This window comes from Micromonospora sp. 15K316 (assembly GCF_004348525.1).
Classification (GTDB): domain Bacteria; phylum Actinomycetota; class Actinomycetes; order Mycobacteriales; family Micromonosporaceae; genus Micromonospora.
In genome coordinates this window covers 30135-55267 of sequence record NZ_SMKG01000009.1, presented here as the reverse complement: position 1 = coordinate 55267, position 25133 = coordinate 30135, and the positions used below count along the sequence as shown (strand labels likewise).

Genomic DNA, 25133 nt, shown 5'->3' with positions numbered 1-25133 from the left:
GGCGCGAGGCGCGCCCCCGGACACCGTTCGCCGTCGTCAGCCGTTGTCGATCAGGCTGGCGATCTCGTTGTAGATGAGGTGCGCCTTCGCGCCCTGGTTGGACGGGCAGCCGCCGAGGTGGTGCAGGGCGATCACCCGGTGGCTGCTGTTCAGCACCGGCGAGCCGGAGTTGCCGCCGGAGGTGTCACAGCTGTAGCTGATGTTCCAGGTGTTGTAGTTCGCGTTCCGTACGGTGCACCTCGCGCCGTTCTGCGAGTCCTCGAAGATCGACAAGCGCTTCGGGCTGCCGTCGCCGTGCCCCGGGATGTACATCTGGGTGCCGGTGGTGGTGGCGCTCGTCGCCAGGTAGAGCGTGCCGAACCCCTGGATGGAGGCGAAGTTGTTCACCGAGTACAGGGCGTAGTCCAGTTGGTTGGAGCCACCGCTGCTGACCCGGTAGAGCGTGGCGCCGCTGACCTTGGTGCCGGCGCCGGGGTTCGCGCCGCCGCAGGTGGCGCACTGGTAGTTGAACTGCATCTCGCTGCCGCTGACCGCGGCCTGCGTCGAGAAGCAGTGCTTGTTGGTCAGCATGCGGTTGGTGTCGCCGACCCGCCACGTGGTGCACAGTCCGCCGCCACTGATCAGCAGCCGCGCCACCGCGTTGCCGCGGGCGTACTCGGTGGGGTGGCTGCTCTGGTAGCAGACCGCGTCGCGGCGGGCGTCGGTGCTGCAGACCGACTGGGTGGAGAAGTTGTGCTGCGCGATCTCCGCGCGGTCGTAGCCGCGCCAGAACCGGTCGATGGTCGCGGCGCTGCCGCCGGAGGGGCGGCTGCTGTGCAGCGTCACCACCGCGGTGTCGCCCTCCACCGACATCGCCCAGAAGCCGGGCTGCCCGTCGGTGGTGTAGTCGGAGCCGGTGGCCCGGTTCAGCTCGCGGTCGTACCGGTAGCTCTCCCGGCCGTCCGGGCTCGCCACGGTGACGTACTCGCCGGGGGTCAGCCGCAGGGAGCTGAAGTGCACCTTGACGTAGGTGGCGCCGGGGTGGCTGATGATCTGGGTCCGGCCGTTGCGGGCGTACGACAACGAGCCGTCGACGGTACGCAACTCACCGACGGTCGTCACGCCCTCGGCGGCGAACTGTTCCGACTCGGGTGCTCGGTCGGAGAGTGGCGCGAGAGGTTGAACCGAGTACGCCTGGGCGGGTGCCGACAGCAGGCTCAGCCCGAGTGCGCAGGCGCCGAGTGCGGCCACCGTTCGCAGGCGTCGCAGGGCATGTTTCATCGTCGCTCCTTCCGCGGAAGCAGAGCCTTAACGAGTCGTAAGTCTTCATACACGAGCCCGCGCAAGACATGCAAGTCCATCAATGTCTTGGTGGTGGTGGCGACCATCAGGGCAGCCCGGCAGCGGGCGGCATGCCGGGCGTCGCTGCGGGTACCTGCCGGACGTGACCTTCTCGATCGCCGCACGGTGTCCGCGTACCGGCCAATTGGGGGTGGGCGCGCTGACGGCCAGACCCGCGGTCGGCAAGCTCGTCGCGCACGTCCACGCCGGCGCCGGCGCGGTGGCGACCCAGGCCACCCCCAACCCGTTCCTGGCCTACGACGGCCTGCCGCTGCTCGGCGAGGGGCGCTCGCCGCACGACGTCCTGACGGAGCTGCTGGCCCGGGACCCCGGTCGGGAGGTGCGGCAGGTCGGCATGGTCGACCAGCAGGGCCGTTCCCACGCTTTCACCGGCTCCCGGACGAAGGGCTGGGCCGGGCACCGGACCGGGCCGGGCTACGCGGCGCAGGGCAACCGCCTGGTCGGCCCGGAGACGCTGGGGGAGATTGTCCGGGTGTTCGAGGAGAGCCGGGAGCTGGACCTGGCGGAACGGCTCGTGCTCGCGATCGAGGCCGGCGAGGGGACCGGCGGCGACCGGCACGGCGGACGGTCGGCGACCGTCACGGTGATCGGCGATCAGCCGTACCCGCTCTGGGACGTGCGGGTCGACGACGCCACGTATCCGGTGCGGGAGCTGCGCCGGTTGCACGCCGTCTTCCGGGAGGAGGTGCTGCCGACCATCCGCCGGCTGCCCACCCGCGACGACCCCATGGGCGAGGCCGCCCGGCAGGCGCTCGGGTAGCGGGCGGTCCGCCCTCCCCGGGCCGCGCGCCGACGCCTCCACGACGGCCGGCCCGGTCAGCGAGGCGATGACCGTGCCGGGCCGAGCTCCTTGCCGTACCAGATCTCCGCGTACCGGCGGTCGTTGTGCGCCGGCACCTCGGCGTAGCCGTGCCTGACGTAGAGGGCGCGCGCCTCGACCAGGTCGAGCCGGGTGTCGAGCACGATCCGCGCCGCGCCGAGGTCGCGGGCGGCCTCCTCGGCCGCGGCCAGCAGGCGCGCGCCGCCGCCCGTGCCGCGCCGCGCGTGGCGTACGAACATCCGGGTCAATTCGACAGTCCGCCTGTCGAGCACGCGCAGGCCCGCGCAGCCGGCCGGGTCGTCGCCGTGTCTCGCCACCAGGAACACGCCGGTGGGCGGGGTGAGATCGTCGCTCGGATGGTCGGCGAGCCCCTCCTCGATCTCGGCGGGTGTCGACCGGCGGCCGAGGTGGAGCTGGAAATAGCGGTCGCTGACGTCGATGAAGTAATCCCGGAGCAGCGAAGCCGCCTCGGGTGAGCTCACATCGACCGGGGCGACGGTCCAGGTCTGGCTGCGGGGAACGGTGCCGGTCACGCCGCCATTGTGAGAACGATGTGCGGCCACGCATACCGATTTTCGTCACCCGCGCCGTGCGTACCGGTGGGGGGGGGTGGGGGAGCTCAGCCGATGGTGGACCGCTCCGGCGCCGGCACCTGGAGCAGGTCCAGGCAGTTGCGCCAGAGCGCTTCGAGCTGGGCCGGATCGTTGAGCAGCTTCGCGAGCAGGGCGCGCCCCTCGATCTGGGCGACGATGGATCGGGCGGCGTCGCGGGCGTCGACCGAGGCGGCGGCCTGACCGCGCTCCTTCGCCTCGACGACCACCTGCTCGATCAGGTCGATCTGGGCGTCGAAGATCTCCTGCAGGCGGCTGCGGATCTCCTCGGCCTGGGTGCTCAGCTCCAGGGCGAGGTTGCCGAAGAGGCAGCCGGTGACCAGCCCGGCCTTCTGCTGCCCGACCCGCTGCACCTCCTCCGTCGCCTCGAACAGGTCCCGCAGGCGGTGCAGCGGGTCGCGTTCGCTGCTGAGCAGCTCGACCCACTGCTGCCGCTGGGCCGCCCAGTGCTCGTCGATGACGGTGAGGGCGAGGGCCTGCTTGGACTCGAAGAAGTAGTAGAAGCTGCCCTTCGGCACGCCCGCCGTCGCGCAGATCTCGGCCACACCCAGCGCCGAGTAGCCACGCTGCTCGATAAGCGTCGCGGCCGCTTCGAGGATCTTGTTCCGCGCGTCACTCGTCCGTCCCATGCATTCGACGATACCCGACCGGTCGGCTAGCGTTTAGTCGACCGGTCGTCTAGTGGACATCCGGGCGCAAACCAACAGATGGAGAGGATCATGATGGGCACCAATCAGAAGGTTGCCGTGATCACCGGCGGGTCGCAGGGCATCGGGGCCGGCCTCGTCGAGGCGTACCGCAAGCTCGGCTACGCCGTCGTGGCCACCTCACGCTCGATCACCACCACCGACCCGGACGTCGTCGTCGTGCAGGGAGACATCGCCGACGCTGAGACCGCCGACCGGGTGGTCAGCGCGGCGCTGGAGCGCTTCGGCCGCATCGACACCCTGGTCAACAACGCCGGCGTCTTCGTCGCCAAGCCGTTCACCGAGTACACCGACGAGGACTATGCGCTGCTCACCGGGGTCAATCTCGGGGGGTTCTTCCACCTCACCCGGCGCGTCCTGCCGCACATGCTCGCCAACGGCGGGGGGCACATCGTCACCATCACCACCAGCTTCGTGGACCAGCCCAACTCCAACGTGCCGTCCGTCCTCGCGTCGCTGACCAAGGGCGGCCTCAGCTCCGCCACGAAGTCGCTGGCCATCGAGTACGCGACCCGAGGCGTACGGGTCAACGCCGTCGCCCCGGGCATCATCAAGACCCCGATGCACCCGGTCGAGTACCACGACACGTTCGCCGCGCTGCACCCCGTGGGCCGGATGGGCGAGACGAGCGACATCGTCGACGCCGTCGTCTATCTCGAGTCCGCCCCGTTCGTCACCGGCGAGATCCTGCACGTCGACGGCGGTCAGAACGCCGGCAACTGACCGAGTCGATCCTCCGGAAGGGACCCGAGATGCCCATCGTCACGATCCAGATCACCCGCGAGGGGACCAGCCCCGGCGCGACGGCGGCCACCGCCGAGGAGAAGGCGGCGCTCATCCAGGGCGTCAGCAAGCTCCTGCTCGACGTGCTGCACAAGCCGATGGACTCGACCTTCGTCGTCATCGACGAGGTCGAGACCGAGAACTGGGGCCGCGGCGGCCTGCCGGTCGACCGGTACCGCGAGCAGCAGCGCGCCCGGTCCTCCGAGTAGCGCGTCGGGGCGGCCGCGGGAGGTGGTGGCCGGGACCGCCGGTCGGAGTCGTCGCGACGGCGACCCGGGCGGATCGGCACCGGCCACCAGGGCGGTTGTCGGGTGACGCGGCGCCGGAGCCGCGCGCCACCGGTCGGCCGGGTGGTCGTCACGATCCGGCTGCGGGCCCGGCGCTGCGGAAGGTGCGGCGGTAGGCGTCCGGCGGTACACCGACGGTGCGGTGGAAGTGCCTTCGTAGCGTCGTGGCGGTGCCCAGGCCGGCCGCCTCCGCGATGGCGTCGATGCCGTCGTCGGTCTGCTCCAGCAGCTCCTGCGCCCGGCGGATCCGCTGCGTGGAGAGCCACTGCAACGGGGTGGTGCCGGTCACCGACCGGAAATGGCGGGTCAGGTTGCGGGAGCTCATGTTCGCCCGGCGGGCCAGATCCTCCACGGTCAGCGGCCGGTCCAGCCGCTCCATCGCCCAGGGGAAGAGCTCGGCGAGGGGATGGTCGTCGCGGGCGGGCACCGGGGTGGTGACGAACTGGGCCTGACCGCCGGCGCGGTGCGGCGGTACGACCAGGCGGCGGGCGACGGCGTTGGCGACCGTCGAGCCGTGGTCGCGGCGGATCAGGTGCAGGCACAGGTCGATGGCGGCGGCCTTGCCGGCGGAGGCGAGCACGCTGCCGTTGTCGACGTAGAGCACGTCCGGGTCGACCTCCACCCGTGGATAGCGGGCGGCCAGCACCTCGGTGTGGGCCCAGTGCGTGGTCGCCCGCAGCCCGTCCAGCACGCCGGCGGCGGCCAGCACGAACGCGCCGGTGCAGAGCGAGACCAGCCGGGCGCCCGCCGCGTGCGCCGCGCGGACGGCGTCCAGCAGGTCGGGTGGTACCTCCGCGTCGACGTCCTCGACGGCGGGGATGATCACGGTGTCGGCGCGGGCGAGCCGCTCCAGCCCGTCGTCGGGATCCATCCGGAACCGGCCGATCCCGGCCGGGCCCGGGCCGCAGACCACCAGGTCGTACCAGGGGTCGGCCAGGCCGGACGGGTCGTGGGCGAAGATCTCACAGGCCATCGCGAGCTCGAAGTGCAGCATTCCGTCGGTGGCGGCGAGCGCGACGGTACTCATGTCCGAAATTGTATGGGGGATGGCGTTCCAGACACTCGTCCGGTCCTACCGCAGCGGAGAGGATCTTCTCAGTCGATCTCCTGAGGAGGAGCCGCAGATGATTTCGGGACAGACCGTGGCGGTGTTCGGTGCGTACGGGCACACCGGGCGGTTCGTGCTGGCGGAGCTGCGCGATCGTGGGTTCGTCCCGCTTCCGCTCGGCCGTGACGCCGGCAAGCTCCAGGCGCTGGCGGCATCGCATCCGGGCCTCGACCACCGGGTGGCGTCGGTCGACGATCCGGCCTCGCTCGACGCGGCGTTGAAGGGCGCGGACGCGGTCATCAACTGCGCCGGCCCGTTCGCCTCGACCGCGGGCCCCGTCATCGAGGCAGCCCTGCGCGCCGGGATTCCGTACCTCGACGTGGCGGCCGAGATCGAGGCGAACCTCGACACGTTCACCCGGTACGCCGAGCGCGCCCTCGGCGCGGGCGTCGCGGTGGTCCCGGCGATGGCCTTCTTCGGCGGGCTCGGCGACCTGCTGGTCACCACGGCGATGGGCGACTGGACGGCGGCCGACGAGGCGCACGTCGCGTACGGGCTGAGCAGTTGGCACCCCACGGCCGGGACCCTCGCCTCCGGCACCGTCTCCCGGCAGCGGCGCGACGGCCGACGTGTCCGCTACACCGGCGGCCGGCTGGAGTACTACTCCGACGAGAGCGACCTGCCGGCCGTGAACTGGGATTTCCCAGCGCCGCTGGGCCCGCGGACCGTTCTCGGCGGGTTCACGATGGCCGAGGTCGTCACCGTCCCCAGCCACCTGTCCATCCCCGAGGTGCGCACCTACCTGACCGCCGACGCGGCGCACGACCTGGCCGCCGCGGACACCCCTCCGACCGCGGTCGACGAGCGGGGCCGGTCCGCCCAGACGTTCACCGTCGACGTCGTCGTGCGCTCCGGCCGGACGCGGCGTCGGGTCGTCGCCAGCGGCCAGGACATCTACGCCGTCAGCGCGCCGCTGGCGGTCGAGGCGGTCCGCCGCGTCCTCGACGGTCGGACCAGGACGAGCGGCGTCGCCTCCGCCGGCAGGATCTTCGACGCGCCGGACTTCCTCCGCGCGGTATCCGCCTACGTCTCGGTCGAACCTCCCCGCGAATCGCCCGCGCCGCAGCCCGCCTGACCGCCCTGCCACGCTCCCGGGCGGGCGGCTCAGGCGCCCTCTCGTGGGCGCGGCGGACGCCGGCGACCTCACCCTCGATGGGCGGCCAGGAGAAGGGGATGAAGGCGGCGACCAGCAGCACGCCCCTGCGAGCCATCCCGGACCTCCCCGGCGAGACGGGGACGGCGGTCGCCGGCCGGGGCGACTTCCCGCTGCCGCCCGAGGAAACCGCGGCCGGCAGTCGCTGCGCCGGCGCTCGGCGACCGGTCAGTCGAAGGCGATGACCGACCGCTGGCCGGAGGAACCCTGGGCCATGCCGTCGAGCGCGGCGTTGACGTCCCGCAGCCCGATCGGGGCGACCTCGGGCAGGATGCCGTGCGCCACCGAGAACGCGAGCGTGTCGCGGAGGTCGTGCGGGGAGCCGGACGGGTTGACCATGACGTGCAGCCGGTTGAGGACCATCACCCGGGTGGGCAGGATCAACGGTTCGGGGTCGTACCCGCACAGCACGAGCCAGCCGTCGGGCGCCAGGCCGGTGATGGTCGCCGCCGCGGCCGAGGTCGAGGGGGAGGCGTTGACGACGAGGTTCGCCCCGCAGTTGTCCCAGGTCTTGAGAGCCTCGCCCGGGTCGGTGTCCTGGGTGGCGATGAACCGCTCGGCGCCCATCTCCCTCGCCGCCGCCTCGCCCCGGTGCGACCGACCGATGACTGTCACACGGGCGCCCATGGCGACGGCGTAGCGCACCGCCAGCGTGCCGACCCCGCCGGTGCCGATGACCGCGACGCGCGACGTGGCGCTGATCCCGCCCTGCCGCAGGCTGTTGAAGGCGGTCAGCCCCGCGCACATCAGCGGCGCCGCGGCGACCGGGTCGAGCCCCTCCGGCAGCGGCGTGACGAAGTCGGCCTTGAGAACGGCGTACTCGGTGTATCCGCCGTCCATGAGGATGCCGGTGATCCGCTTGCGGGGGCAGAGGATCTGCTCGCCGCGTACGCAGTAGTCGCAGTGGCGGCAGGAGTCGCCGAGGAACTGGGCGCCGACGGCGGTGCCGACCGGCGGCCACGAGACGCCGGGACCGGCGGCGGCCACCACACCGGTGATCTCGTGGCCCGGCACGACCGGGAAACGGGCGACGGGCCAGTGCCCCTGGAGCAGGTCCAGGTCCGTGTAGCAGACCCCGCACGCGGTGATCCTGACCAGGACCTCACCCGGGCCGGGCTCCGGGACCTCGCGTTCGGTGATCGACAGCGGCTCGTCGACGCCGGTGGCAACGGCCGTAAGCATGGGTGAACCTCAATTCCGTTATCTCCCTGTGATGATCGTAGTGCCGGAGGATGCGGACGGAGGCGACAACGGTTCCGGCGGGGGAACGGCATTGTCGGCCGAAGGATGTAGTGCGATCTCCGCAACCGGCAGGAGGCCGCCCCGGGCGGGACTGAATACGGTTTTCCCAGCTGATGACACGGACCCGTGGGAGGGATCGCTGTGGCCGCTGCCCGCAAGACGCTCGTGACCGGCCTGGTCACCTTCGTGCTGGGGCTGGCGCTCCGGCTCTTCGGGTCCGACGAGCACGTTCTCGTCTTCACGCCCTCCAAGCTCGGTGTGGTCCTCATGGTCGTCGGAGGTCTGGAGGCCGGGTACGGGCTCTACCGGAGCCTGCGCGGCGACGACGCGGCGCGGGGCTAGCTAGGGCCGGGCGCGAGTCCGCGGACCAGGGACTCCGCCGTCCGCCGGAGTACTGTGCGCAACTGTGGGCACCTCCCGTCAGCCCACAGTGGAGGCATCGTGCAGTACGTACGGCTGGGCTCGACCGGTCTGGAGGTCTCGCGGGTCTGCCTGGGGACGATGAGCTACGGCGATCCGGCTCGGGGCAACCATGCGTGGTCCCTGCCCGAGGCGGAGGCCCGTCCGTTCATCCGGCAGGCGCTCGACGCCGGGATCACCTTCTTCGACACCGCGAACGTCTACTCCGACGGCAGTAGCGAGGAGATCGTCGGCCGCGCGCTGAAGGACTTCGCCCACCGCGACGACGTGGTCATCGCCACCAAGGTGCACGGTCGGATGCGTCCCGGCCCGAACGGCGCCGGCCTGTCCCGCAAGGCGATCAACACCGAGATCGACAACAGCCTGCGCCGGCTCGGCACCGACTACGTCGATCTCTACCAGATCCACCGCTTCGACCACGCGACGCCGATCGAGGAGACCCTTGAGGCCCTGCACGACCTCGTCAAGGCGGGCAAGGTGCGGTACCTCGGGGCGTCCTCGATGCACGCATGGCAGTTCGCCAAGGCGCTCTACCTGGCCGACCTGAACGGCTGGACGAGGTTCGTCTCGATGCAGAACCACTACAACCTGCTGTACCGCGAGGAGGAACGGGAGATGCTGCCGCTCTGCGCGGACCAGGGCATCGCGACGATCCCATGGAGCCCCCTCGCCCGCGGCCGGCTGACCCGCGACTGGGGCGCGAGCACCACGCGCACCGAGTCGGACGAGTTCGGCCGCACCCTCTACGGCGGCCACGAGGAGACCGACCGGCAGATCGTGGAGACCGTCGCGACGATCGCCGAGAACCGGGGGGTGTCCCGCGCGCAGATCGCGCTGGCCTGGGTGGCCGGCCGGGTCACCGCGCCGATCGTCGGCGCGACCAAGCCGGTCCACCTCGACGACGCCGTCGCCGCGCTCGACATCGAACTGACCGACGAGGAGGTCGAGGCGTTGGAGGCGCCCTACCGGCCACGTCCGGTGGCCGGCTTCTAGCGCCTGCGGGTCGCGGGGGAGGGCCGTCGCCATCCCGCAGATGCGATCCGGAGAACGGAACGACCAGCCGCAGTTACGGCACGTTCTGCGTCTTCTCGGCCGCAGGTGCCGTCCGTTACTGTGGCCGTGTGACGGTGTTTCGGATGAGTGAAGCGGCCGAGCTGCTCGGCGTCAGCGTGGACACGGTCCGGCGCTGGGTGGATGCCGGGCGGCTCACCGCCGGCCGGGACGAGCAGGGGCACCGGGTGGTGGACGGGGTCGACCTCGCCGCGTTCGTGCGGGCGCAGTCCGCCGACCCGGAGGGCCGCGACGAGTCGTCGGCGCGCAACCGGCTGCGCGGCATCGTCACGTCCGTGGTCAAGGACGCCGTCATGGCGCAGGTGGACATCCAGGCCGGCCCCTTCCGGGTGGTGTCGCTGATGAGCCGGGAGGCCGTCGACGAGTTGGGTCTGGAGGTCGGCACAGTAGCGGTCGCAGTGATCAAGTCGACGAACGTCGTCGTGGAGAAGCCCGCGGCGATCGCGGGGAACAGAGGGAGGGCCGGCTCGTGACGACACGACGGTCTCGCACCGTCCTGGCGGCCGTCGCCGCGCTGGCGGTGGTGGGTCTGGCCGCGTGCGGTGGTGAGGAATCCGCCGGCTCGCGGCCGGGCAGCGCGACCTCCGGCATCACCGGCGACGTCACGGTCTTCGCCGCCGCCTCGCTGACCGAGTCGTTCACCCAGCTCGGCAAGGACTTCGAAGCGGCCAACCCGGGGACGACTGTCACCTACAGCTTCGCCGGCAGCTCCGCGCTCGCCACGCAGATCAACCAGGGCGCACCGGCCGACGTCTTCGCCTCCGCGGCCCCGGCCAACATGAAGACCGTCACCGACGCGGGCAACGGCGACGGTACGCCGACCATCTTCGTGAAGAACCAGCTCGTGATCGCCGTACCCAGGGGAAACCCCGCCGGGATCGGCGGCCTGGCGGACCTGACCGAGCCGGAGGTGAAGGTGGCGCTCTGTGCCGCGCAGGTCCCGTGCGGCGCCGCGGCGAGGAAGGCGCTCGACGCGGCGGGTGTGAGACTCACACCGGTGACCCTCGAGCAGGACGTCAAGGCCGCACTGGCCAAGGTCAAACTCGGCGAGGTCGACGCCGCGCTGGTCTACCGCACCGATGCGAAAAGCGCCGCCGCGGACGTCGACGGCGTCGAGTTCCCCGAGTCGGCCGGGGCGATCAACGAGTACCCGATCATCGTGCTGAAGGACGCACCCCACAAACCGGCCGCGAAGGCGTTCGTCGACTACGTGCTCTCCGACCCCGGCCGCGCCGTCCTCACCGCGGCCGGGTTCGGGGCCCCGTAGCCGATGCCCCGGCTCGACACCACCGTGGCGCGCCCCCGACCGGCCGCGCCACGGCAGCGACCCCGGCGCGCCGGTCGCATCCCGCTGGCCCTGTTGCTGCCGGCTGTGCTCGGACTGCTCTTTCTGATCCTGCCGCTGGCCGGTCTGCTGGCGCGCGCCCCGTGGGCGACGCTGCCGCAGCGGCTCACCGAACCGGGCGTACTCACCGCGCTCCGGCTCTCCCTGCTGACCGCCACCCTCGCGACGCTGCTCTGCCTGGCCCTCGGCGTGCCGCTGGCGTGGCTGCTCGCCCGGATCGAGTTCCCCGGCCGGCGGATCGTGCGCGCCCTGGTCACCGTGCCGCTCGTCCTGCCACCGGTGGTCGGCGGCGTGGCGCTGCTGCTCGTCTTCGGTCGCCGTGGCCTGCTCGGCTCCTGGCTCGACTCCACGTTCGGCGTCACCCTGCCGTTCACCACCACCGGTGTGGTGCTCGCCGAGGCGTTCGTCGCCATGCCCTTCCTGGTCATCGCCGTCGAGGGGGCGCTGCGCGGCGCCGACAGCCGGTACGAGGAAGCCGCGGCCACCCTGGGGGCCAACCGCTGGACCACCTTCACCCACGTCACGCTCCCGCTCGTCGCGCCCGGTATCGCGGCCGGTGGGGTGCTCTGCTGGGCGCGGGCGTTGGGCGAGTTCGGCGCCACCATCACCTTCGCCGGCAACTTCCCCGGGCGTACGCAGACCATGCCGCTCGCCGTCTACCTCGCGCTGGAGACCGACCTGGAGGCCGCCATCGTGCTCAGCCTCGTCCTGCTCGCCGTGTCGGTGGCGATCCTGGCCACCCTTCGGGACCGTTGGATCAGCGCCCCGTGACCGCCGACCTCACCGTCCATCCGTCGGCGCCGCAGGTGCTCGAGCCGCTGCTCGACGCCCATCTCGTCGTGGACCGGGGGAGCTTCCGGCTCGACCTGCCGCTGACGATCAGCTCCGGTGAGGTCGTCGCCCTCCTCGGACCCAACGGCGCCGGTAAGAGCACCGCCCTGCGGGCACTCGCCGGGCTGCTCGGCCTGTCGGCCGGGCACCTCACCCTCGCCGGCCACGAGCTCGACCGTCCCGGCAGCCGGATCCGGGTTCCCACCGAGCAACGCCCGGTCGGTGTGGTCTTCCAGGACTACCTGCTCTTTCCGCACCTCAGCGCGCTGGACAACGTCGCCTTCGGCCCCCGCCGGCACGGGCTGGACCGGCGGCAGGCGCGGCAGCGGGCGGCCGACTGGCTGGACCGGATGGGGCTGGCCGAGCACTCCCGCCGCAAGCCTCGCCAGCTCTCCGGCGGGCAGGCCCAACGGGTCGCCCTCGCCCGGGCCCTCGCGGTCGCCCCGGCGCTGCTGCTGCTCGACGAACCGCTGGCCGCTCTCGACGCCCGCACCCGGCTCGACACCCGCGCCCAGCTCCAGCGGCACCTCGCCGCGCACCCCGGAGCCACCCTGCTGGTCACGCACGACCCGCTCGACGCTCTCGTCCTCGCCGACCGGCTCGTCATCATCGAGCACGGTCAGGTCGTCCAGGAGGGCGACGCCGCGACCATCACCGCACAGCCCCGCACCGACTACGTCGCCCGCCTCGTCGGTCTCAACCTCTACCGCGGTCGCGCCACCGGGCAGACCGTCCTGCTCAGCGACGGGTTCCGGCTGACGGCGGCCGAGCAGCACGACGGCGACGTCTTCGTCGCTTTCCCGCCGTCGGCCGTCGCCCTGCATCCCGAGCGCCCCGACGGCAGCCCCCGCAACACCTGGCCGGCCGCCATCAGCGGCATCCAGCCGAACGGCGACAACCTCCGGGTCCAGCTCTCCGGTCCGATCGAGGTCGCGGCCGACATCACTCCGCTCGCCGCCGCCCAGCTGCACCTCGCGCCGGGCCAGCGGGTCTGGGCGGCTGTGAAGGCCACCGAGACCCGCACCTACCCGGCCGCACCGGACTAACCGGTCGGGTGGGTTCCCGAGCCGGCAGCGGCGGGGCGGTCAGCCGTTCCGGTGCCGGTCGAGTCTGCCGCGGAGGGTGCCCGCGAACTCCTCGGCCATGGCGAGCTGGTCGCGTAGCGCGCTGACCCGGGCCGTCGCGGTGCTGTGGAACAGAGCGAGCCGGTCCAGCAACTCCTGGCGGTCGGTGCCGGTGGCGGTGTCGAGGGCGTCGAGGACGAGGAGCAGGTCACGCATCTCCTCGAGAGTGAAGCCGAGCGGCTTCATCCGCTTGACCACGGCGAGGCGGTCCAGGTCGGCGTCGGTGTAGAGCCGGAAACCGCCGTCGCTGCGCGCGGAGGGCACGATCAGGCCGGCCTCCTCGTAGTGGCGGATGGTGCGGATGCTGAGCCCGACCCGCTCGGCGGCCTCCCCGATCTGCATCAGCTGACCCGGTGCCGGTCCGGAGCTGCGCTCCGGACCGGCACGGTGGCCGGGGGCGGCCATCAGTGGGCGCCACCGAGCCGGCCGGCCAGGGTGCCGTGGATCCGGGCGCTCGGCTTGTTCAGCTCGACGATCTCGACGGTCTTGCCCCGCGCGGCGTACTTCGTGGTGATCGCGTCCAGCGCGGCGACGGAGGACGGATCCCAGACGTGCGCGTCTGTCATGTCGATCACCACGTTGTCCGGGTCGTTGGCGTAGTCGAACTGCCCGACCAGGTCGTTGCTGGAGGCGAAGAAGAGCTCACCATGGACCGAGTAGATCCGGGTCGTCCCCTCCGGGTCAAGGACGCTGGTGACCTCGACCAGCCGGGCGACCTGCCGAGCAAAGACGACCATGGCGGTGAGCACGCCGACGACGACCCCGGCGGCAAGGTTGTGGGTGGCCAGCGTGACCGCGACGGTGGCCAGCATGACGGCCGTCTCGCCGTACGGCATCCGCTTCAACGTCCTCGGTGCGATCGAGTGCCAGTCGAAGGTCGACACGGAAACGATGATCATCACGGCTACCAGCGCGGCCATCGGGATGACGGCTACCACGTCGCCGAGCGCCACGACCAGGAGCAGGAGGAACACGCCCGCCAGGAACGTGGAGAGACGGGTTCGGGCACCCGACGCCTTAACGTTGATCATCGTCTGCCCGATCATCGCGCAGCCGCCCATGCCGCCGAAGAAGCCGGTGACGATGTTCGCGACGCCCTGACCCCAGGATTCCCGGGTCTTGTTGGAGTGGGTGTCGGTGATGTCGTCCACGAGCTTGGCCGTCATCAGCGACTCCATCAGCCCGACCAGTGCGATCCCCAGGGCGTAGGGGGCGATCAGGGTGAGGGTGTCCAGGGTCCAGGGCACCTGCGGCACGCCGAACGTCGGCAGGCTGTCCGGGAGGGCGCCCTCGTCCCCGACTGTCGGCACGACCAGCCCGGCGACCACCGTGACGACGGTCAGCACGACGATCGCGACCAGCGGAGCGGGGACCGCGCGGGTGAGTCGGGGGAGCAGCACGATGATCGCCAGCGCCAGGGCGACGAGGGGGTAGACCAGCCACGGCACCCCGACCAGCTGCGGGAGTTGCGCGGTGAAGATCAGGATGGCGAGGGCGTTGACGAAGCCGACCATGACGCTGCGGGGAATGAACCGCATCAGCTTCGCCACCCCGAGCGCGGCGAGCAGGACCTGGATCGCGCCCCCGAGGATCACCGCCGCGATGAGGTAGTTCAGGCCGTGCTCCTTGGCCAGCGGCGCCACGACGAGGGCGACGGCGCCGGTCGCCGCGGAGATCATCGCCGGGCGGCCGCCGCAGATCGCGATGGTGACCGCCATGGTGAACGAGGCGAAGAGGCCGACGCGGGGATCGACGCCGGCCAGGATCGAGAAGGAGATCGCCTCGGGGATCAGCGCGAGCGCGACGACCAGGCCGGCGAGGACCTCGGTGCGCAACACCTTGGGCGCGAGCCAGGACGGGCGGGGCAGGTGCGGTCGGGTGACCGCCGACAGTGCAGGAGACATTCAGCCATTTCCACTCAGTCGCCCATGGGAGGGCGCGCGTCAGCCGTCCCCGTGGGCGGGAGACGGCTGAAGAGGCGATCGGTGTCGGCCGCGATCCGGATGGGCCTCATCGCCCCGGCTCGCGGCAGGGCCGTCGGGGCGGCCCTTGCCACACCCTGACGACCTCGGCAAACCCTACCCTTCCGTAAGGGTAGAGTTCGCCGATGGTGGTGATCCTCACCATCGGCGCGAGTGGTCGCCCACCGACGCGCGGGCCGTCCCTCGCGCCCGGTCGGCCTGGCCGCCGCCCGTCCGTTCAGTCCCAGCGAAAGAACACCGTCGCCACGCCCGCTCCGAGGGTCGCCGAGAGCGCCAGACCGACCAGGCTCGACGTGTCGACGGCCGTTCCGGCCCAGGCGGCGGAGAGCGCGTCGACCGTCGCGCCGAACGGTAGCCAGGAGCCGACCTGCCGCAACGGGTCCGGCAGGGCGGAGGTGTCGCCGAACATCCCACCGACCGCCCCGAACGCGAAGAACGCGATCAGTCCGATCGCCACGGCGGAGTTCGGGGTGGGCGCCACCGAGGCCACGATCATCCCCGTTCCGTACATCGCCGCGACCGCGAGCCCGGCGACACCGAGCGCGACACCCAGGTCGACGGGCGGGAGTGCCCCGTACGCGAACACGGCGACGGCGTAGGCCGCGCCGATGCCGATCACCGCCTGGGCGAGGCTCACCACCATCTGCGCCGCGAGCACCATCGCGGGCGAGGCCGGAGTGACAGCGAGCCGACGCAGTATCCCCGACCGGCGGTAGTACGCCAGGAAGCTCGGCATGTTGACGACGCCGATGCTGGTGAGGACGATCGTGAGGACCAGCGGCAGCACGTAGACGTCCAGCGCCGAGCGGCCGTTGACGACCTGCTCGCCGGCGGCGGCAGAGGCGTTCATGACCATGATCAGAATCGGCAGGCCGATCGGCACGACCAGGCCGGCGGTGTCCCGGACCACCATCTTCGCCTCGCACACGGTCAGGGTCAGCCAGGCGCGGGGGCCCGGTCGCCGTACCGTCAGCTCGGTCATGCGTCCTCCTCCGGCGTGAGTTCCCTCCCGGTGAGCGCGACGAACGCCTCCACCAGGGTCGCGGCGCCGGCCCGGACGACCAGTTCCGCGGGGGTGTCCACGGCGACGATCCGACCGCGGTCGAAGAGCGCGACCCGGTCGCAGAGCCGCTCGACCTCCTCCATCGAGTGGCTCACGAGCAGTACGGTTTCGTCGCGCAGCTCCTCGACGCCCGCCCACACCCGCAGTCGGGCCCGGGGGTCGAGCCCGGTGGTGAGTTCGTCGAGGATCACCACGCGTGGTCGGCCGGCCAGGGCGAGGGCGATGGAGAGGCGCTGCTGCTGACCCCCGGAGAGCTTCTCGAAACGGGTCCGGGCGTGCCCGCTCAGCTCGACCAGATCCAGCAGCGCGGCGGCGGGGCGCGGATCGGGGTAGAACGAGCGGTAGAGGCCGACCAGTTCGGCGACAGTCAGGGCGTGGTGCAGGTGGGACTGCTGCAACTGCACCCCGAGCACCTGACGCAGGGCCGCGCGGTCCCGGCGGGGGTCGAGGCCGAGCACCCGGATCCGCCCCCGATCCGGTCGGCGCAGGCCGGCGATCAGCTCGACAGTGGTGGTCTTCCCGGCTCCGTTGGCGCCGAGGATGCCGAACACCTCACCGGCCTCCACCTGGAAGCTCACGTCCTCGACCGCGACGACGCCTCGGTACCGTTTGTGCACGTGCTCGACGTGGATGGCGGGCTGTCTCATGACCACGATGGTGGGTGCCCGGCCGTCCGGCCGCCTGTGCCACAGGTCAGCACCGTCCACCATGACTTCCGGCACCCGCGGCGCGAGGGACCCGCTCGTTAGATTGGACCCATGCGGCGGTTCGGGCTCGACGAGTGGTCCGGCCTCGTGATGCTCGCCGTCTGCGTGGGCACCGCGTCACCCGTCGTGCTCGGCCTGGTCGAGCCGGACATCCCGGTGGTGGCGTGGATCGGGCTGTTCCTGACAACGCTCGTCGCGGCCACCGTCTCCGTCGCGCTGGCGGACCGTCCGGCCGCGCGGCGGACCGCCTACGGCATCGCGGTCCTCGCCGGCTGGGGCGTCGTCGTGACCGCTCCCCGGGCCGACCTGCTGCCGATCCTGCTGGTCGTGATCGCCGCACTGGGGCCGGAGGTCGTTCGGCTACCGGCCAACCTCGTGGTGGTCGCGTTGAACAGCGGTGTGGTGGCCGTCTCCACGAGCCGGGTGCACGACGACGGGCTCCCGCTCGTGACGGCTGCGGCGTTCTACGCACTGATCCAGCTCGCGTCGGTGTTCAGCCTGACGGCGATCCAGCGGGAGAAGCAGCTGCGCCGTCGACTCGCCGAGGCGCACGTCGACCTGCAGGCCGCGAGCGTGCTGCTGGCCGGCTCCGCGCGTACGGCGGAGCGGCTGCGTATCTCCCGTGAGTTGCACGACCTGATCGGACACCAGCTCACCGTCCTCACGCTGGAGCTGGAGGCCGCGCGGCACCGCCCCGGGGAGGCCGGCCGGGAACACGTCGAGCGGGCCAACCAGGTGGCCCGTGACGTGCTGGCGGACGTACGCGCCACCGTCGGCGCGCTGCGCGTCGCGCCGGCCACCGACCTGGCCCAGGCGCTGCGCGACGTCGGCCGCAACGTTCCGGGCCTGGACGTCACGGTCGAGGTGAGCGACGACGTCGAGGTGGACGAGGAGCAGAGCGCGGCACTCGTCCGGGCGGTTCAGGAGATCGTGACGAACACCCTGCGCCATGCCCAGGCACGGGAGCTCCGGATCACCGTCGCGCGGGACGGCGAGACCATCCGGCTCGCCGCGACCGACGACGGGCAGGGCGCGGCCCAGGTCGTTCCCGGAAACGGGCTGTGCGGGATCGCGGAGCGCTTCGCGGCGCTGGGTGGGGAGGTCGCGTACGACGGCGGACCGGGTTTCCGGGTCACCGCACGGGTGCCGCTGCGATGACCCGGGTCGTGGTGGTCGACGACCAGACCCTGGTCCGGCAGGGCATCCGCAGCCTCCTCGACGTGGCGGGCATCGAGGTGGTGGGGGAGGCGGACGACGGTGCGGCGGCGCTGGCGGTGATCGTCGAGCGGCGGCCTGATGTCGCCCTGCTCGACCTGCGGATGCCGCACCGCGACGGCATCTGGACGCTGCGGCGGCTGCGCGAACGCGCGGTGGACGTCCCGGTGCTCGTGCTGACCACCTTCGACGACGACACCCTGGTCCTCGACGCGATTCGCGCCGGGGCGCGCGGCTACCTGCTCAAGGACGTCACGCTGGAACAGCTGACCCGGGCGGTGGAGACGCTCGCGTCCGGTGGCACGCTCATCGCCGCGTCGATCACCGACCGGCTGCTGCGCGCCATCCGCTCCGCACCGTTGCCCGTCGGCGTGGCCGCGGCGCCGGCGCAGGAGCTGACCGAACGGGAGCTGGAGGTGCTGCGGCTGGTGGCCGCGGGATACACCAACCGGGAGATCGCGGGCGCCCTGTTCCTCGCCGAGGGGACGGTGAAGAACCACGTCTCCACGATCCTGCTCAAGCTCGGCGCCCGGGACCGCACCAACGCGGTGCTGCGGGCCCTGCACGAGGGCGTCCTGCGGTGAGCCCGGCCCGACGTGCGACATACGGTGCCGGCCATCGGCGGGCACCTCTGGTCACCGCCGGTGGATCGAACTCCCGAAGCGGGATTCGGCATAGGCGTGGATCAAAAGGGTCGGTTCCTGCCGCCCGGCGGACGGATGGCCCCGTGGGCAGCGCCTCACGGGAAGATCGTCTTCAATTCTGATCTTACCCATTGGTAATGGTTGACCATCTCGTGAGATCGCCGTGAATCTATCGCCACCAGTTTTCCAGGCGAGGAGGCGCAATGAGGTTACGGCACGTGGCCTCCGTGGCGATCGTCACGGCCATGGTGGGACTCGTGGCTGTGCCCGTGCAGGCCCAGGTGGGCGAGCGGGTGGCAGCCCAGGCCGGCGTCAAGGTCAAGGGTGTCCCGACACCGAAGGAATTCTTCGGTTTCGAGATGGGGGATGAGGGGAAGCTCGCCGACTTCAACAGCGTCAAACGCTACCTCAAGCTCGTCGCGGACCGTTCCGACGAAGCCGAATACCAGGTTGTCGACAAGACGACCCTCGGCAACGACTACCCGATTCTGCTGATGAGCAACAAGCACAACCTCAAGCGAATCGACCAGGTTCTCGACATCAACAAACGGCTCTCCGACCCCCGCGTGATGCGGGCCGAGGCGCAGCGGGCCGGAATCGCCGTCGACGAGTACGCGCGACAACTCGCCGCCAAGAGCCTGCCGGTCTACTACATCGAGGCGACGATCCACTCCACCGAGGTCGGCGCCACCCAGTCGCTGGTGAACGTCGTGCACCGGATGGCGACGGAGAACTCCGACTTCACCCGACAGGTTCTCGACAACGTGATCCTGCTGATCGTCCCGTCGCAGAATCCCGACGGGCAGCACCTCGTGGTCGACCACTTCAACAAGACGGCGGGCACCGGCTACGACCGGATCTACCCCGACCTGTACCACCACTACACCGGGCACGACGACAACCGCGACTGGTTCATGATGACCCAGAAGGAGTCGCAGACCCGGGTCCGGCTGGAGCAGAAGTACCGTCCCGTCGCCCAGCACTACATGCACCAGGCGGGCGCCACGTCCCCGCGGATCTGGTCACCGCCGTGGGACGAGCCGATGTCCGACACGTTGGACCCGATCGTGGTGTCCGCCTCCAACTCGCTCGGCATGCAGACCCAGCGTGACCTGGTCGCGGAGGGCAAGAAGGGCTCGAAGTGGAATGACGCGTACGGCATTCTGTGGAACGCCGACGTCATCGGCTACAGCCCGTTCCTCGGCACGTCGACCTGGTTGACCGAGATCGCGTCGGTCCGGGATCTCGCGTACACCTACACCTCCGACAAGATCCTCGAACCCGCCGACAACACCCTGCGGTCGGTGCTGCCGTACGACAGCAAGACCTGGACGCTCAAGCAGATCGTGGAGTACGGCGCCGCGGCGGTCTACTCGGGTATGAAGACGGTCTCCGGCGAACCCAGGTCGTGGCTGTACAACAACCTGTACCTGTCGAACCGCAACAGCGAGAGCTGGACCGGCGGCCCGTACGCCTACGTCGTGCCGGCGAACCAGCGTGACCCGTACGCCCTGTACGACATGCTGAAGCTCTTCGACTTCGGTCAGGCGGAGATCGACAAGGCCACCCGGTCGTTCACCGCGGGGGAGAAGAAGTACCCCGAGGGCTCCTACGTCCTCAAGACCAAGCAGCCGATGGGGCGCTGGATCGACCAGCTACTTCGGATCGACGAATACCCGGACAGTGCGCGTAAGTGCGCGCAGTGCCCGCTGATCATGCCGTACAGCGAGACCACCGACAATCTCGCTCTGCTCCTGGGTGTCGACGTCGACGCCGTCACCGAGCCCTTCGAGGCGACCACGACCCGCGTCCGGGACGTCGAGCCGGTGCAGCAGCGGATGCCGGCCCACCCCGGCCGGCGCGGCGCCTACGTCCTCAGCCCCACCTCGTACGGGCTGGGTCAGGTCATCGCCGACCTGCAGCGCGCCGAGGTGCCGACGTACCGGGCCAAGGCCGGCGTCACGGTCGAGGGCCGGAAGCTGCCGGCCGGAGCGCTGCTCGTGCCGGCCAAGGACCCGCGGGCGCGGGGGGTGCTCACCAAGGCCAGCCAGGAGACCGGCCTGCCGGTGTACGCCACCAACGCGGTGCCCGAGGTCGACGCGGTCAAGCTGAAGGACGGCACCCGGGTGGGTCTCATCCGCGGGGCGAACAACATGCCCGGCGGCTGGATGATGTGGATGTTCGACCAGATCGGTGTGAACTACCAGGTCGTCTCCGCCGACGACTACGCCGACCTGGGCGCCGAGTACGACACCATCGTGCTCGCTCCGGGGATCTCGGCGAACAGCATCACCCGCGGTCTCGACCCGGCCAAGAATCCCCCCGAGTTCGCCTGGGCTCGCGGGGTGCCCGACGGACTCGACAAGCTCCAGCAGTTCGTGAAGGCCGGCGGCAACCTCGTGGCGCTCGGCAGCGCGTCCACCACCGCGGCCACGTCGCTCGGCCTGCCGGTGCAGAACGTCACGCCCACCGACCGGGCCGCCTTCAACGCCCCGGGGGCGCTGCTCAAGCAGCACTACGACGCCGACGTCCCGGCGGTCTGGGGCATGCCCGAGTCCTGGCCCACCTGGTTCAACAACGACCCGTCGTTCAAGGTGACCGGGGACGCGCAGATCGCCGCCACCTACCCGCAGGAGGAGGAGCTGCTCGTCAGCGGTTACGCGCACGGCACCTCGGCCATCGGCGGTGCCGCGAACATCGCCACGTTCGACGTGGGCAAGGGTGAGGCCACCATCGCCGGCGGCCACATCACCTTCCGCACCTGGCCTCGGGCCAGCTGGACGGTGGTCACCAACGCCATGTACAACGGCGCCGGCGCGGACGTCGACGCGGATCAACTGGTCAAGCTCTTCCGCTAGCGCTGGCTGATCGGCTGTCACGTCCCTCACGGCCGCCCCGGCTGCGGTGCCCCACCGGGTGCCGCGGCCGGGGCGGTCGACGTGCGAGCCGCGCCGGCCACCTGATCACCCCGGGCTCGGCGCCAGCAGGGACAGCCGCAGCCACTGCGCGAGGCCCTCGATCTCGTGCCGCACCGCGGCCGTCATCGCCCTGGTGAACGGGACGTCCTGGTGGATCGCGTGCACCCGAAGCACACCGGCCCTGCGGTCGGCCGCCGCGTCGAGCTTCCCGACCAGCCGGTCCCCGTGCAGGACGGGCATCGCCCAGTAGCCCCAGCGGCGCGTGGCGGCCGGCTTGTACATCTCCAGCTGGTAGTCGTACTCGAACAGCTCGGCGATCCGCCTGCGGTCGAAGACGAGCCGGTCCAGCGGGGAGAGCAGCGCCGTCCGGCCCGTGAACGTCCGGTCCAGCAGCTCGGGGTCGACCCGCCAGCGGCCCTTCACCCCCTCGACGACGGCGGGCTCGCCGGCCTCCCGGACGTCGTTCGGCTCACCCGGGCTCACCGGCGCACGGGCGCGCGCGATACCCAGCGCCCGCAGCCGACGCTCGTCCCGGATCCGCATCGCCTCCTCGTAGGGCACCACCTCGTCCGGGTGAATCCGCTCGGCGAGGTCCCACAGGCGGTCGCCGCCGCGCCGACCGGCGGCGGCGACCTCGCCCCGCTGGACGAGGAAGTCGAGCAGCTTGGTGACGTTGCGATTGTCGGTCCAGCCGGAGGAGCGCCACGGGACCGCGCAGGTGTCTGGGAGCTCGCGCGAGGTCAGCGGCCCGTCGGCGCGGAGCCGGGCGAGGATGTCCAGCCGGCAGCCGTTGTTGGCGGCCACCCACTCCCGCAGCTCCTCCTGCCACGGCCTCAGCGGGGGACGGCCGGGCCACTCGGCCATCTCGGCCGTGTAGAGCGCGAGGTCTTCCGGCGGCCGGACGAAACCGTGCAGCTCCAGCAGGGACTGCTCGTCGAGGGCGTCACGCAGCCGCCCAGGGGAGTACGAGTCGCCGAGGCGGCTCCACAGAACCAGGTCGGCGCTGGGCGCGACGGCCGCGGTCTGATCGTTCTGCACGAGCGTCAGCTGACGGACGACGTCGAACATCCCGGCGGGGCGATGCGCGTCCAGAAGCTGGGCGCGCACGGCGAGGCGACGCGCGTCGGCGCGGGACAGCGTGTGCACGGCCACCTGCCGAGACTAGGCGGAAGGCACGACCGCGGGGTTCCCAGGCGGCCCGTCGTCCTGTCCTACCTGCGCCGGCCGGGCGGCCGGGTGGTCGGATCCGGCCTGCGGTGAGCCCACCCACAAAACAGGAATCTGAAATACCTGTTTTGTTAGGCTCCCGGTGTGCAGCTCAATCAGTCGACGGACATCGGTCTCCGAGTCGTGATGCTCCTGGGGACTCGGGGCGGTAAGACCACTGTCGACGAACTGGCGCAGTCCCTCGCGGTACCACGCAACCACCTCGCGAAGATCGTCCAGCGGCTCCAGCATCTGGGGCTGATCGAGACGATCCGCGGGCGTGGCGGCGGCGTCCTGCTCGCGGACGGCGCGACAACGGCGAGCATCGGTGGCCTGATCCGTCGCCTGGAGGCCGATGGGGAGGTGGTCAACTGCGACACACCCGCCTGCCCGCTGCGGGCCGGTTGCCGGCTCCGTGGCGCCCTCCGCCGCGCGCAGGAGGCCTTCTACGCCAGCCTCGACGAGGTGACCATCGGCGATCTGCTGCACCCGCCGACCCGGGACCTGCTCCTGTCGCTCACCACCCGATAGCGACCCGAGCCCACCCGAGTCATCGATCCACCACAGCTGATGGGAGACCCCGTGCTGTCCTCCACGCACGAAGCGACCGTGCGCGCCACGCTTCCCGCCGTTGGCGCACACCTCGAAACGATCACCGGCCTGTTCTACGACACCATGCTCACCGAGAATCCGGAGCTGCTGCGCCTGTTCAGTCGCAGCGCGCAGGCCAGCGGTGAGCAGCGCAGGGCGCTCGCCGGCGCCGTGGTCGCCTTCGCCTCGAACCTGGTGGGCGAGGGCCCGTCCTTCGACCCGGTGGTCCGCCGAATCGCCCACCGGCACGCCTCCCTCGGTATCCGGCCGGAGCAGTACACACTCGTCGGTCGCTACCTGCTGAACGCGGTCGGCGCCGTGCTCGGCGACGCGGTCACCCCCGCGGTGGCCGCCGCCTGGGACGAGGTCTACTGGCTCTTCGCCTGCCGTCTGATCGGCCTGGAAGCCCGGCTGTACGCCAACGCCGACATCGATCCGGACCACCCGTGGCGCGAGGTCGTGGTGAGTCACCGGCGCGAGGAGGCCCAGGACACGGTCTCGTTCGTGCTGACCGGCGCCGACGGGGCGCCGATGCCGAGCTACCGGGCGGGGCAGTACATCAGCGTCGCCGTCGACCTGCCGGACGGTGGACGGCAGATCCGCCAGTACTCACTGTCCCAGGCGGCCCACGGGCTGGGTGGGCTGCGGATCACCGTGCGACGGGTTCGGGGCGTCGGTGGGGCGCCTGACGGGCTCGTGTCGAGTCATCTCATCGACCACGTCCGTACCGGGGACCGGCTGGCCGTGAGCGCTCCCTACGGCGATCTCACCCTGACCGCCGGGACCGAGCCGTTGGTGCTGGTCAGCGCCGGTGTCGGGATCACGCCGATGGCCGCCATCCTCGACCACGTCTCCCGCACGGAGCCGAACCGCGACGTCGTCGTCGCGCACGCCGAACGCAGTCCCGCACGCCACTGCCTGCGTCCCGACATCATCGGCAGCGGAGCTCGGCTGCGCTCCTTCCGGCACCTGGTCTGGTACGAGCGGGAGACGCCGCACGAGGCCGACGGGTCGACCGAGGTGCGTGCCGGACGGATCGACGTCGACGAGATTCCGTTGTCACCGCAGGCACAGGTGTACCTGTGCGGGCCACTGCCGTTCATGCGGGCGGTCCGCGGCCGGCTTCGGGACCGGGGCGTACCCGGTACCCAGATCCGGTACGAGGTCTTCGGCTCCGACGCATGGGCGGGTAGCCGGTCCTAGCCGTACCCGGCTGCGCCGGCGGGCGCTGCTGCCCGTGAGGAGCGGGCATCAGCGCCCGTGCGGCGCCGGAACGCTCCGGCGGGACCGGTGGGGCTACCGGCTGATCTCCGCGAGGCAGACGCCGGGGCGGGCGAACGGCGTCAGGCTGGTAGTCAGGCCGCCGGGCGCGACCGCCTCCGCGACCCCCCGGAGCAGGCCGCGGTGTACGCCGCAGACGACGTCCGGATGTCTGCGTGCCTCGTCGATGAAGGGGCAGGCGTGGAGCTCGATCCGGGTGCCGGACGTGGCCGTCTCCGGGGTGGGAGCGAAGCCGAGCTCGGTGAAGAGGGCGACCGAGCGGGTCGTCGCGGTGCCGAGCGGATCGGCGTCCGCCGGTGGGGTGGACGGCGCGGACGTGTCCAGCCACTTCTGCCCGGCCTGCTCGGCCAGGCCCTCCGCGTCGGCCTCGGTGAGGCGTTCGGCCAGGATCTCGACCAGCAGCTGGTAGCCGCCGCCGGAGGTGCCGGGGCTGGTGTTCCGGTAGAGAGCCGCCGGTCGTCCCGGCCCGGTCCGCGACGCCTGCTCGCGAGCGACGAACCCCGCCCGGGTCAGCACCTCCAGGTGGAACCGGACGGTGTTGGCGTGCAGTCCGGTGATCGCGGCCAGCTCGCGCAGGTCCATCGGCCGGCGCTGCGCGCGAAGCGTGTCCAGCAGGTGCCGGCGGGTCGGGACCGCGAGTGCGCCGTAGCTCACGTGGCTGCTCACCGGCCAAATATATACGA

Annotated in this window: 26 protein-coding genes; 15 read left to right on the top strand and 11 right to left on the bottom strand. The window is 71.4% G+C overall.

The window, feature by feature from the left end; translation table 11 throughout:
• Positions 1-36 precede the first annotated feature (36 nt).
• Entirely contained in the window at positions 37-1260 is a 1224-nt protein-coding gene (locus E1211_RS04375) for a serine protease (protein WP_132345618.1), read from the bottom strand.
• Positions 1261-1423: 163 nt separating this feature from the next.
• On the opposite strand from E1211_RS04375, the gene E1211_RS04370 reads away from it, so the two are divergent.
• Positions 1424-2101, top strand: a complete 678-nt coding sequence (locus tag E1211_RS04370; RefSeq protein ID WP_132345616.1) for a DUF1028 domain-containing protein — start codon at positions 1424-1426, stop codon at positions 2099-2101.
• A 56-nt stretch (positions 2102-2157) separates the two neighbouring features.
• Here the strand turns inward: E1211_RS04370 and E1211_RS04365 are convergent, their stop codons facing one another.
• Together E1211_RS04365 and E1211_RS04360 are read right to left on the bottom strand one after the other, a co-directional pair.
• Positions 2158-2694, bottom strand: a complete 537-nt coding sequence (locus E1211_RS04365) for a GNAT family N-acetyltransferase (RefSeq protein ID WP_132345614.1) — start codon at positions 2692-2694, stop codon at positions 2158-2160.
• Between the two features lie 86 nt (positions 2695-2780).
• Complete coding sequence (locus E1211_RS04360; protein ID WP_132345612.1) at positions 2781-3401, bottom strand: TetR/AcrR family transcriptional regulator; 621 nt, start codon at positions 3399-3401, stop codon at positions 2781-2783.
• A 90-nt stretch (positions 3402-3491) separates the two neighbouring features.
• Between E1211_RS04360 and E1211_RS04355 the strand changes: the two genes are divergently transcribed.
• Positions 3492-4202, top strand: coding sequence for an SDR family NAD(P)-dependent oxidoreductase (locus E1211_RS04355; RefSeq protein ID WP_132345610.1), 711 nt, complete (start codon positions 3492-3494; stop codon positions 4200-4202).
• A gap of 29 nt (positions 4203-4231) precedes the next feature.
• Entirely contained in the window at positions 4232-4471 is a 240-nt protein-coding gene (locus tag E1211_RS04350; protein WP_132345608.1) for a 4-oxalocrotonate tautomerase family protein, read from the top strand.
• Between the two features lie 148 nt (positions 4472-4619).
• On the opposite strand, the gene E1211_RS04345 is transcribed toward E1211_RS04350, so the two are convergent.
• Entirely contained in the window at positions 4620-5576 is a 957-nt protein-coding gene (locus E1211_RS04345) for a helix-turn-helix domain-containing protein (RefSeq protein WP_132345606.1), read from the bottom strand.
• A 97-nt stretch (positions 5577-5673) separates the two neighbouring features.
• On the opposite strand from E1211_RS04345, the gene E1211_RS04340 reads away from it, so the two are divergent.
• Positions 5674-6732: a trans-acting enoyl reductase family protein gene (locus E1211_RS04340; RefSeq protein ID WP_132345604.1), complete on the top strand. Its 1059-nt coding sequence runs from the start codon at positions 5674-5676 to the stop codon at positions 6730-6732.
• A 246-nt stretch (positions 6733-6978) separates the two neighbouring features.
• Here the strand turns inward: E1211_RS04340 and E1211_RS04335 are convergent, their stop codons facing one another.
• The gene (locus tag E1211_RS04335) at positions 6979-7992 is read right to left on the bottom strand and encodes an alcohol dehydrogenase catalytic domain-containing protein (protein WP_132345602.1); all 1014 of its coding nucleotides are present in this window, start codon (positions 7990-7992) and stop codon (positions 6979-6981) included.
• 201 nt (positions 7993-8193) lie between these two features.
• Here E1211_RS04335 and E1211_RS04330 point away from each other — a divergent pair, with 201 nt between their 5' ends.
• The 6 genes from E1211_RS04330 to E1211_RS33785 all read left to right on the top strand — a co-directional run bounded on the left by E1211_RS04330 (position 8194) and on the right by E1211_RS33785 (position 12765).
• Entirely contained in the window at positions 8194-8394 is a 201-nt protein-coding gene (locus tag E1211_RS04330) for a DUF5708 family protein (protein WP_132345656.1), read from the top strand.
• 99 nt (positions 8395-8493) lie between these two features.
• A complete protein-coding gene (locus E1211_RS04325; protein WP_132345600.1) occupies positions 8494-9465 on the top strand; it encodes an aldo/keto reductase in 972 nt (323 codons plus the stop codon).
• A gap of 128 nt (positions 9466-9593) precedes the next feature.
• Positions 9594-10016 (top strand): molybdopterin-binding protein, encoded by a 423-nt coding sequence (locus tag E1211_RS04320; protein WP_132345598.1) that lies wholly within the window; start codon positions 9594-9596, stop codon positions 10014-10016.
• Positions 10013-10810, top strand: a complete 798-nt coding sequence (gene modA, locus E1211_RS04315) for a molybdate ABC transporter substrate-binding protein (RefSeq protein ID WP_132345596.1) — start codon at positions 10013-10015, stop codon at positions 10808-10810. Before E1211_RS04320 ends, modA begins: the two co-directional genes overlap by 4 nt.
• A gap of 3 nt (positions 10811-10813) precedes the next feature.
• Positions 10814-11659 carry an ABC transporter permease gene (locus E1211_RS04310; RefSeq protein ID WP_132345594.1) on the top strand — a complete coding sequence of 282 codons (846 nt, stop codon included), beginning with the start codon at positions 10814-10816 and terminating at the stop codon, positions 11657-11659.
• 35 nt (positions 11660-11694) lie between these two features.
• Positions 11695-12765, top strand: coding sequence for an ABC transporter ATP-binding protein (locus tag E1211_RS33785; RefSeq protein WP_132345654.1), 1071 nt, complete (start codon positions 11695-11697; stop codon positions 12763-12765).
• Between the two features lie 39 nt (positions 12766-12804).
• Here E1211_RS33785 and E1211_RS04300 read toward each other — a convergent pair whose 3' ends face one another.
• From E1211_RS04300 to E1211_RS04285, 4 genes are all read right to left on the bottom strand, one after another.
• The gene (locus E1211_RS04300) at positions 12805-13248 is read right to left on the bottom strand and encodes a MerR family transcriptional regulator (protein ID WP_132345592.1); all 444 of its coding nucleotides are present in this window, start codon (positions 13246-13248) and stop codon (positions 12805-12807) included.
• Entirely contained in the window at positions 13248-14747 is a 1500-nt protein-coding gene (locus tag E1211_RS04295; RefSeq protein WP_132345590.1) for a SulP family inorganic anion transporter, read from the bottom strand. The genes E1211_RS04300 and E1211_RS04295 overlap by 1 nt, the downstream gene beginning before the upstream one ends.
• 295 nt (positions 14748-15042) lie before the next feature.
• Positions 15043-15807, bottom strand: coding sequence for an ABC transporter permease (locus E1211_RS04290; RefSeq protein WP_132345588.1), 765 nt, complete (start codon positions 15805-15807; stop codon positions 15043-15045).
• The gene (locus tag E1211_RS04285) at positions 15804-16535 is read right to left on the bottom strand and encodes an ABC transporter ATP-binding protein (protein ID WP_132345586.1); all 732 of its coding nucleotides are present in this window, start codon (positions 16533-16535) and stop codon (positions 15804-15806) included. The genes E1211_RS04290 and E1211_RS04285 overlap by 4 nt, the downstream gene beginning before the upstream one ends.
• Before the next feature lie 111 nt (positions 16536-16646).
• On the opposite strand from E1211_RS04285, the gene E1211_RS04280 reads away from it, so the two are divergent.
• The 3 genes from E1211_RS04280 to E1211_RS04270 all read left to right on the top strand — a co-directional run bounded on the left by E1211_RS04280 (position 16647) and on the right by E1211_RS04270 (position 21312).
• Positions 16647-17753: a sensor histidine kinase gene (locus E1211_RS04280; RefSeq protein ID WP_132345584.1), complete on the top strand. Its 1107-nt coding sequence runs from the start codon at positions 16647-16649 to the stop codon at positions 17751-17753.
• The gene (locus tag E1211_RS04275) at positions 17750-18394 is read left to right on the top strand and encodes a response regulator transcription factor (protein ID WP_132345582.1); all 645 of its coding nucleotides are present in this window, start codon (positions 17750-17752) and stop codon (positions 18392-18394) included. Before E1211_RS04280 ends, E1211_RS04275 begins: the two co-directional genes overlap by 4 nt.
• A gap of 263 nt (positions 18395-18657) precedes the next feature.
• On the top strand, positions 18658-21312 hold the full coding sequence (locus tag E1211_RS04270) for a M14 family zinc carboxypeptidase (RefSeq protein ID WP_132345580.1): 2655 nt from the start codon (positions 18658-18660) through the stop codon (positions 21310-21312).
• 105 nt (positions 21313-21417) lie between these two features.
• Here E1211_RS04270 and E1211_RS04265 read toward each other — a convergent pair whose 3' ends face one another.
• Positions 21418-22524: a DNA glycosylase AlkZ-like family protein gene (locus E1211_RS04265; protein ID WP_207915229.1), complete on the bottom strand. Its 1107-nt coding sequence runs from the start codon at positions 22522-22524 to the stop codon at positions 21418-21420.
• 159 nt (positions 22525-22683) lie between these two features.
• Between E1211_RS04265 and E1211_RS04260 the strand changes: the two genes are divergently transcribed.
• Positions 22684-23109 (top strand): Rrf2 family transcriptional regulator, encoded by a 426-nt coding sequence (locus tag E1211_RS04260; RefSeq protein ID WP_132345578.1) that lies wholly within the window; start codon positions 22684-22686, stop codon positions 23107-23109.
• Positions 23110-23160: 51 nt separating this feature from the next.
• On the top strand, positions 23161-24372 hold the full coding sequence (locus tag E1211_RS04255; RefSeq protein ID WP_207915228.1) for a globin domain-containing protein: 1212 nt from the start codon (positions 23161-23163) through the stop codon (positions 24370-24372).
• Positions 24373-24465: 93 nt separating this feature from the next.
• On the opposite strand, the gene E1211_RS04250 is transcribed toward E1211_RS04255, so the two are convergent.
• Positions 24466-25116 carry a metalloregulator ArsR/SmtB family transcription factor gene (locus E1211_RS04250; RefSeq protein ID WP_165947164.1) on the bottom strand — a complete coding sequence of 217 codons (651 nt, stop codon included), beginning with the start codon at positions 25114-25116 and terminating at the stop codon, positions 24466-24468.
• Positions 25117-25133 lie beyond the last annotated feature (17 nt).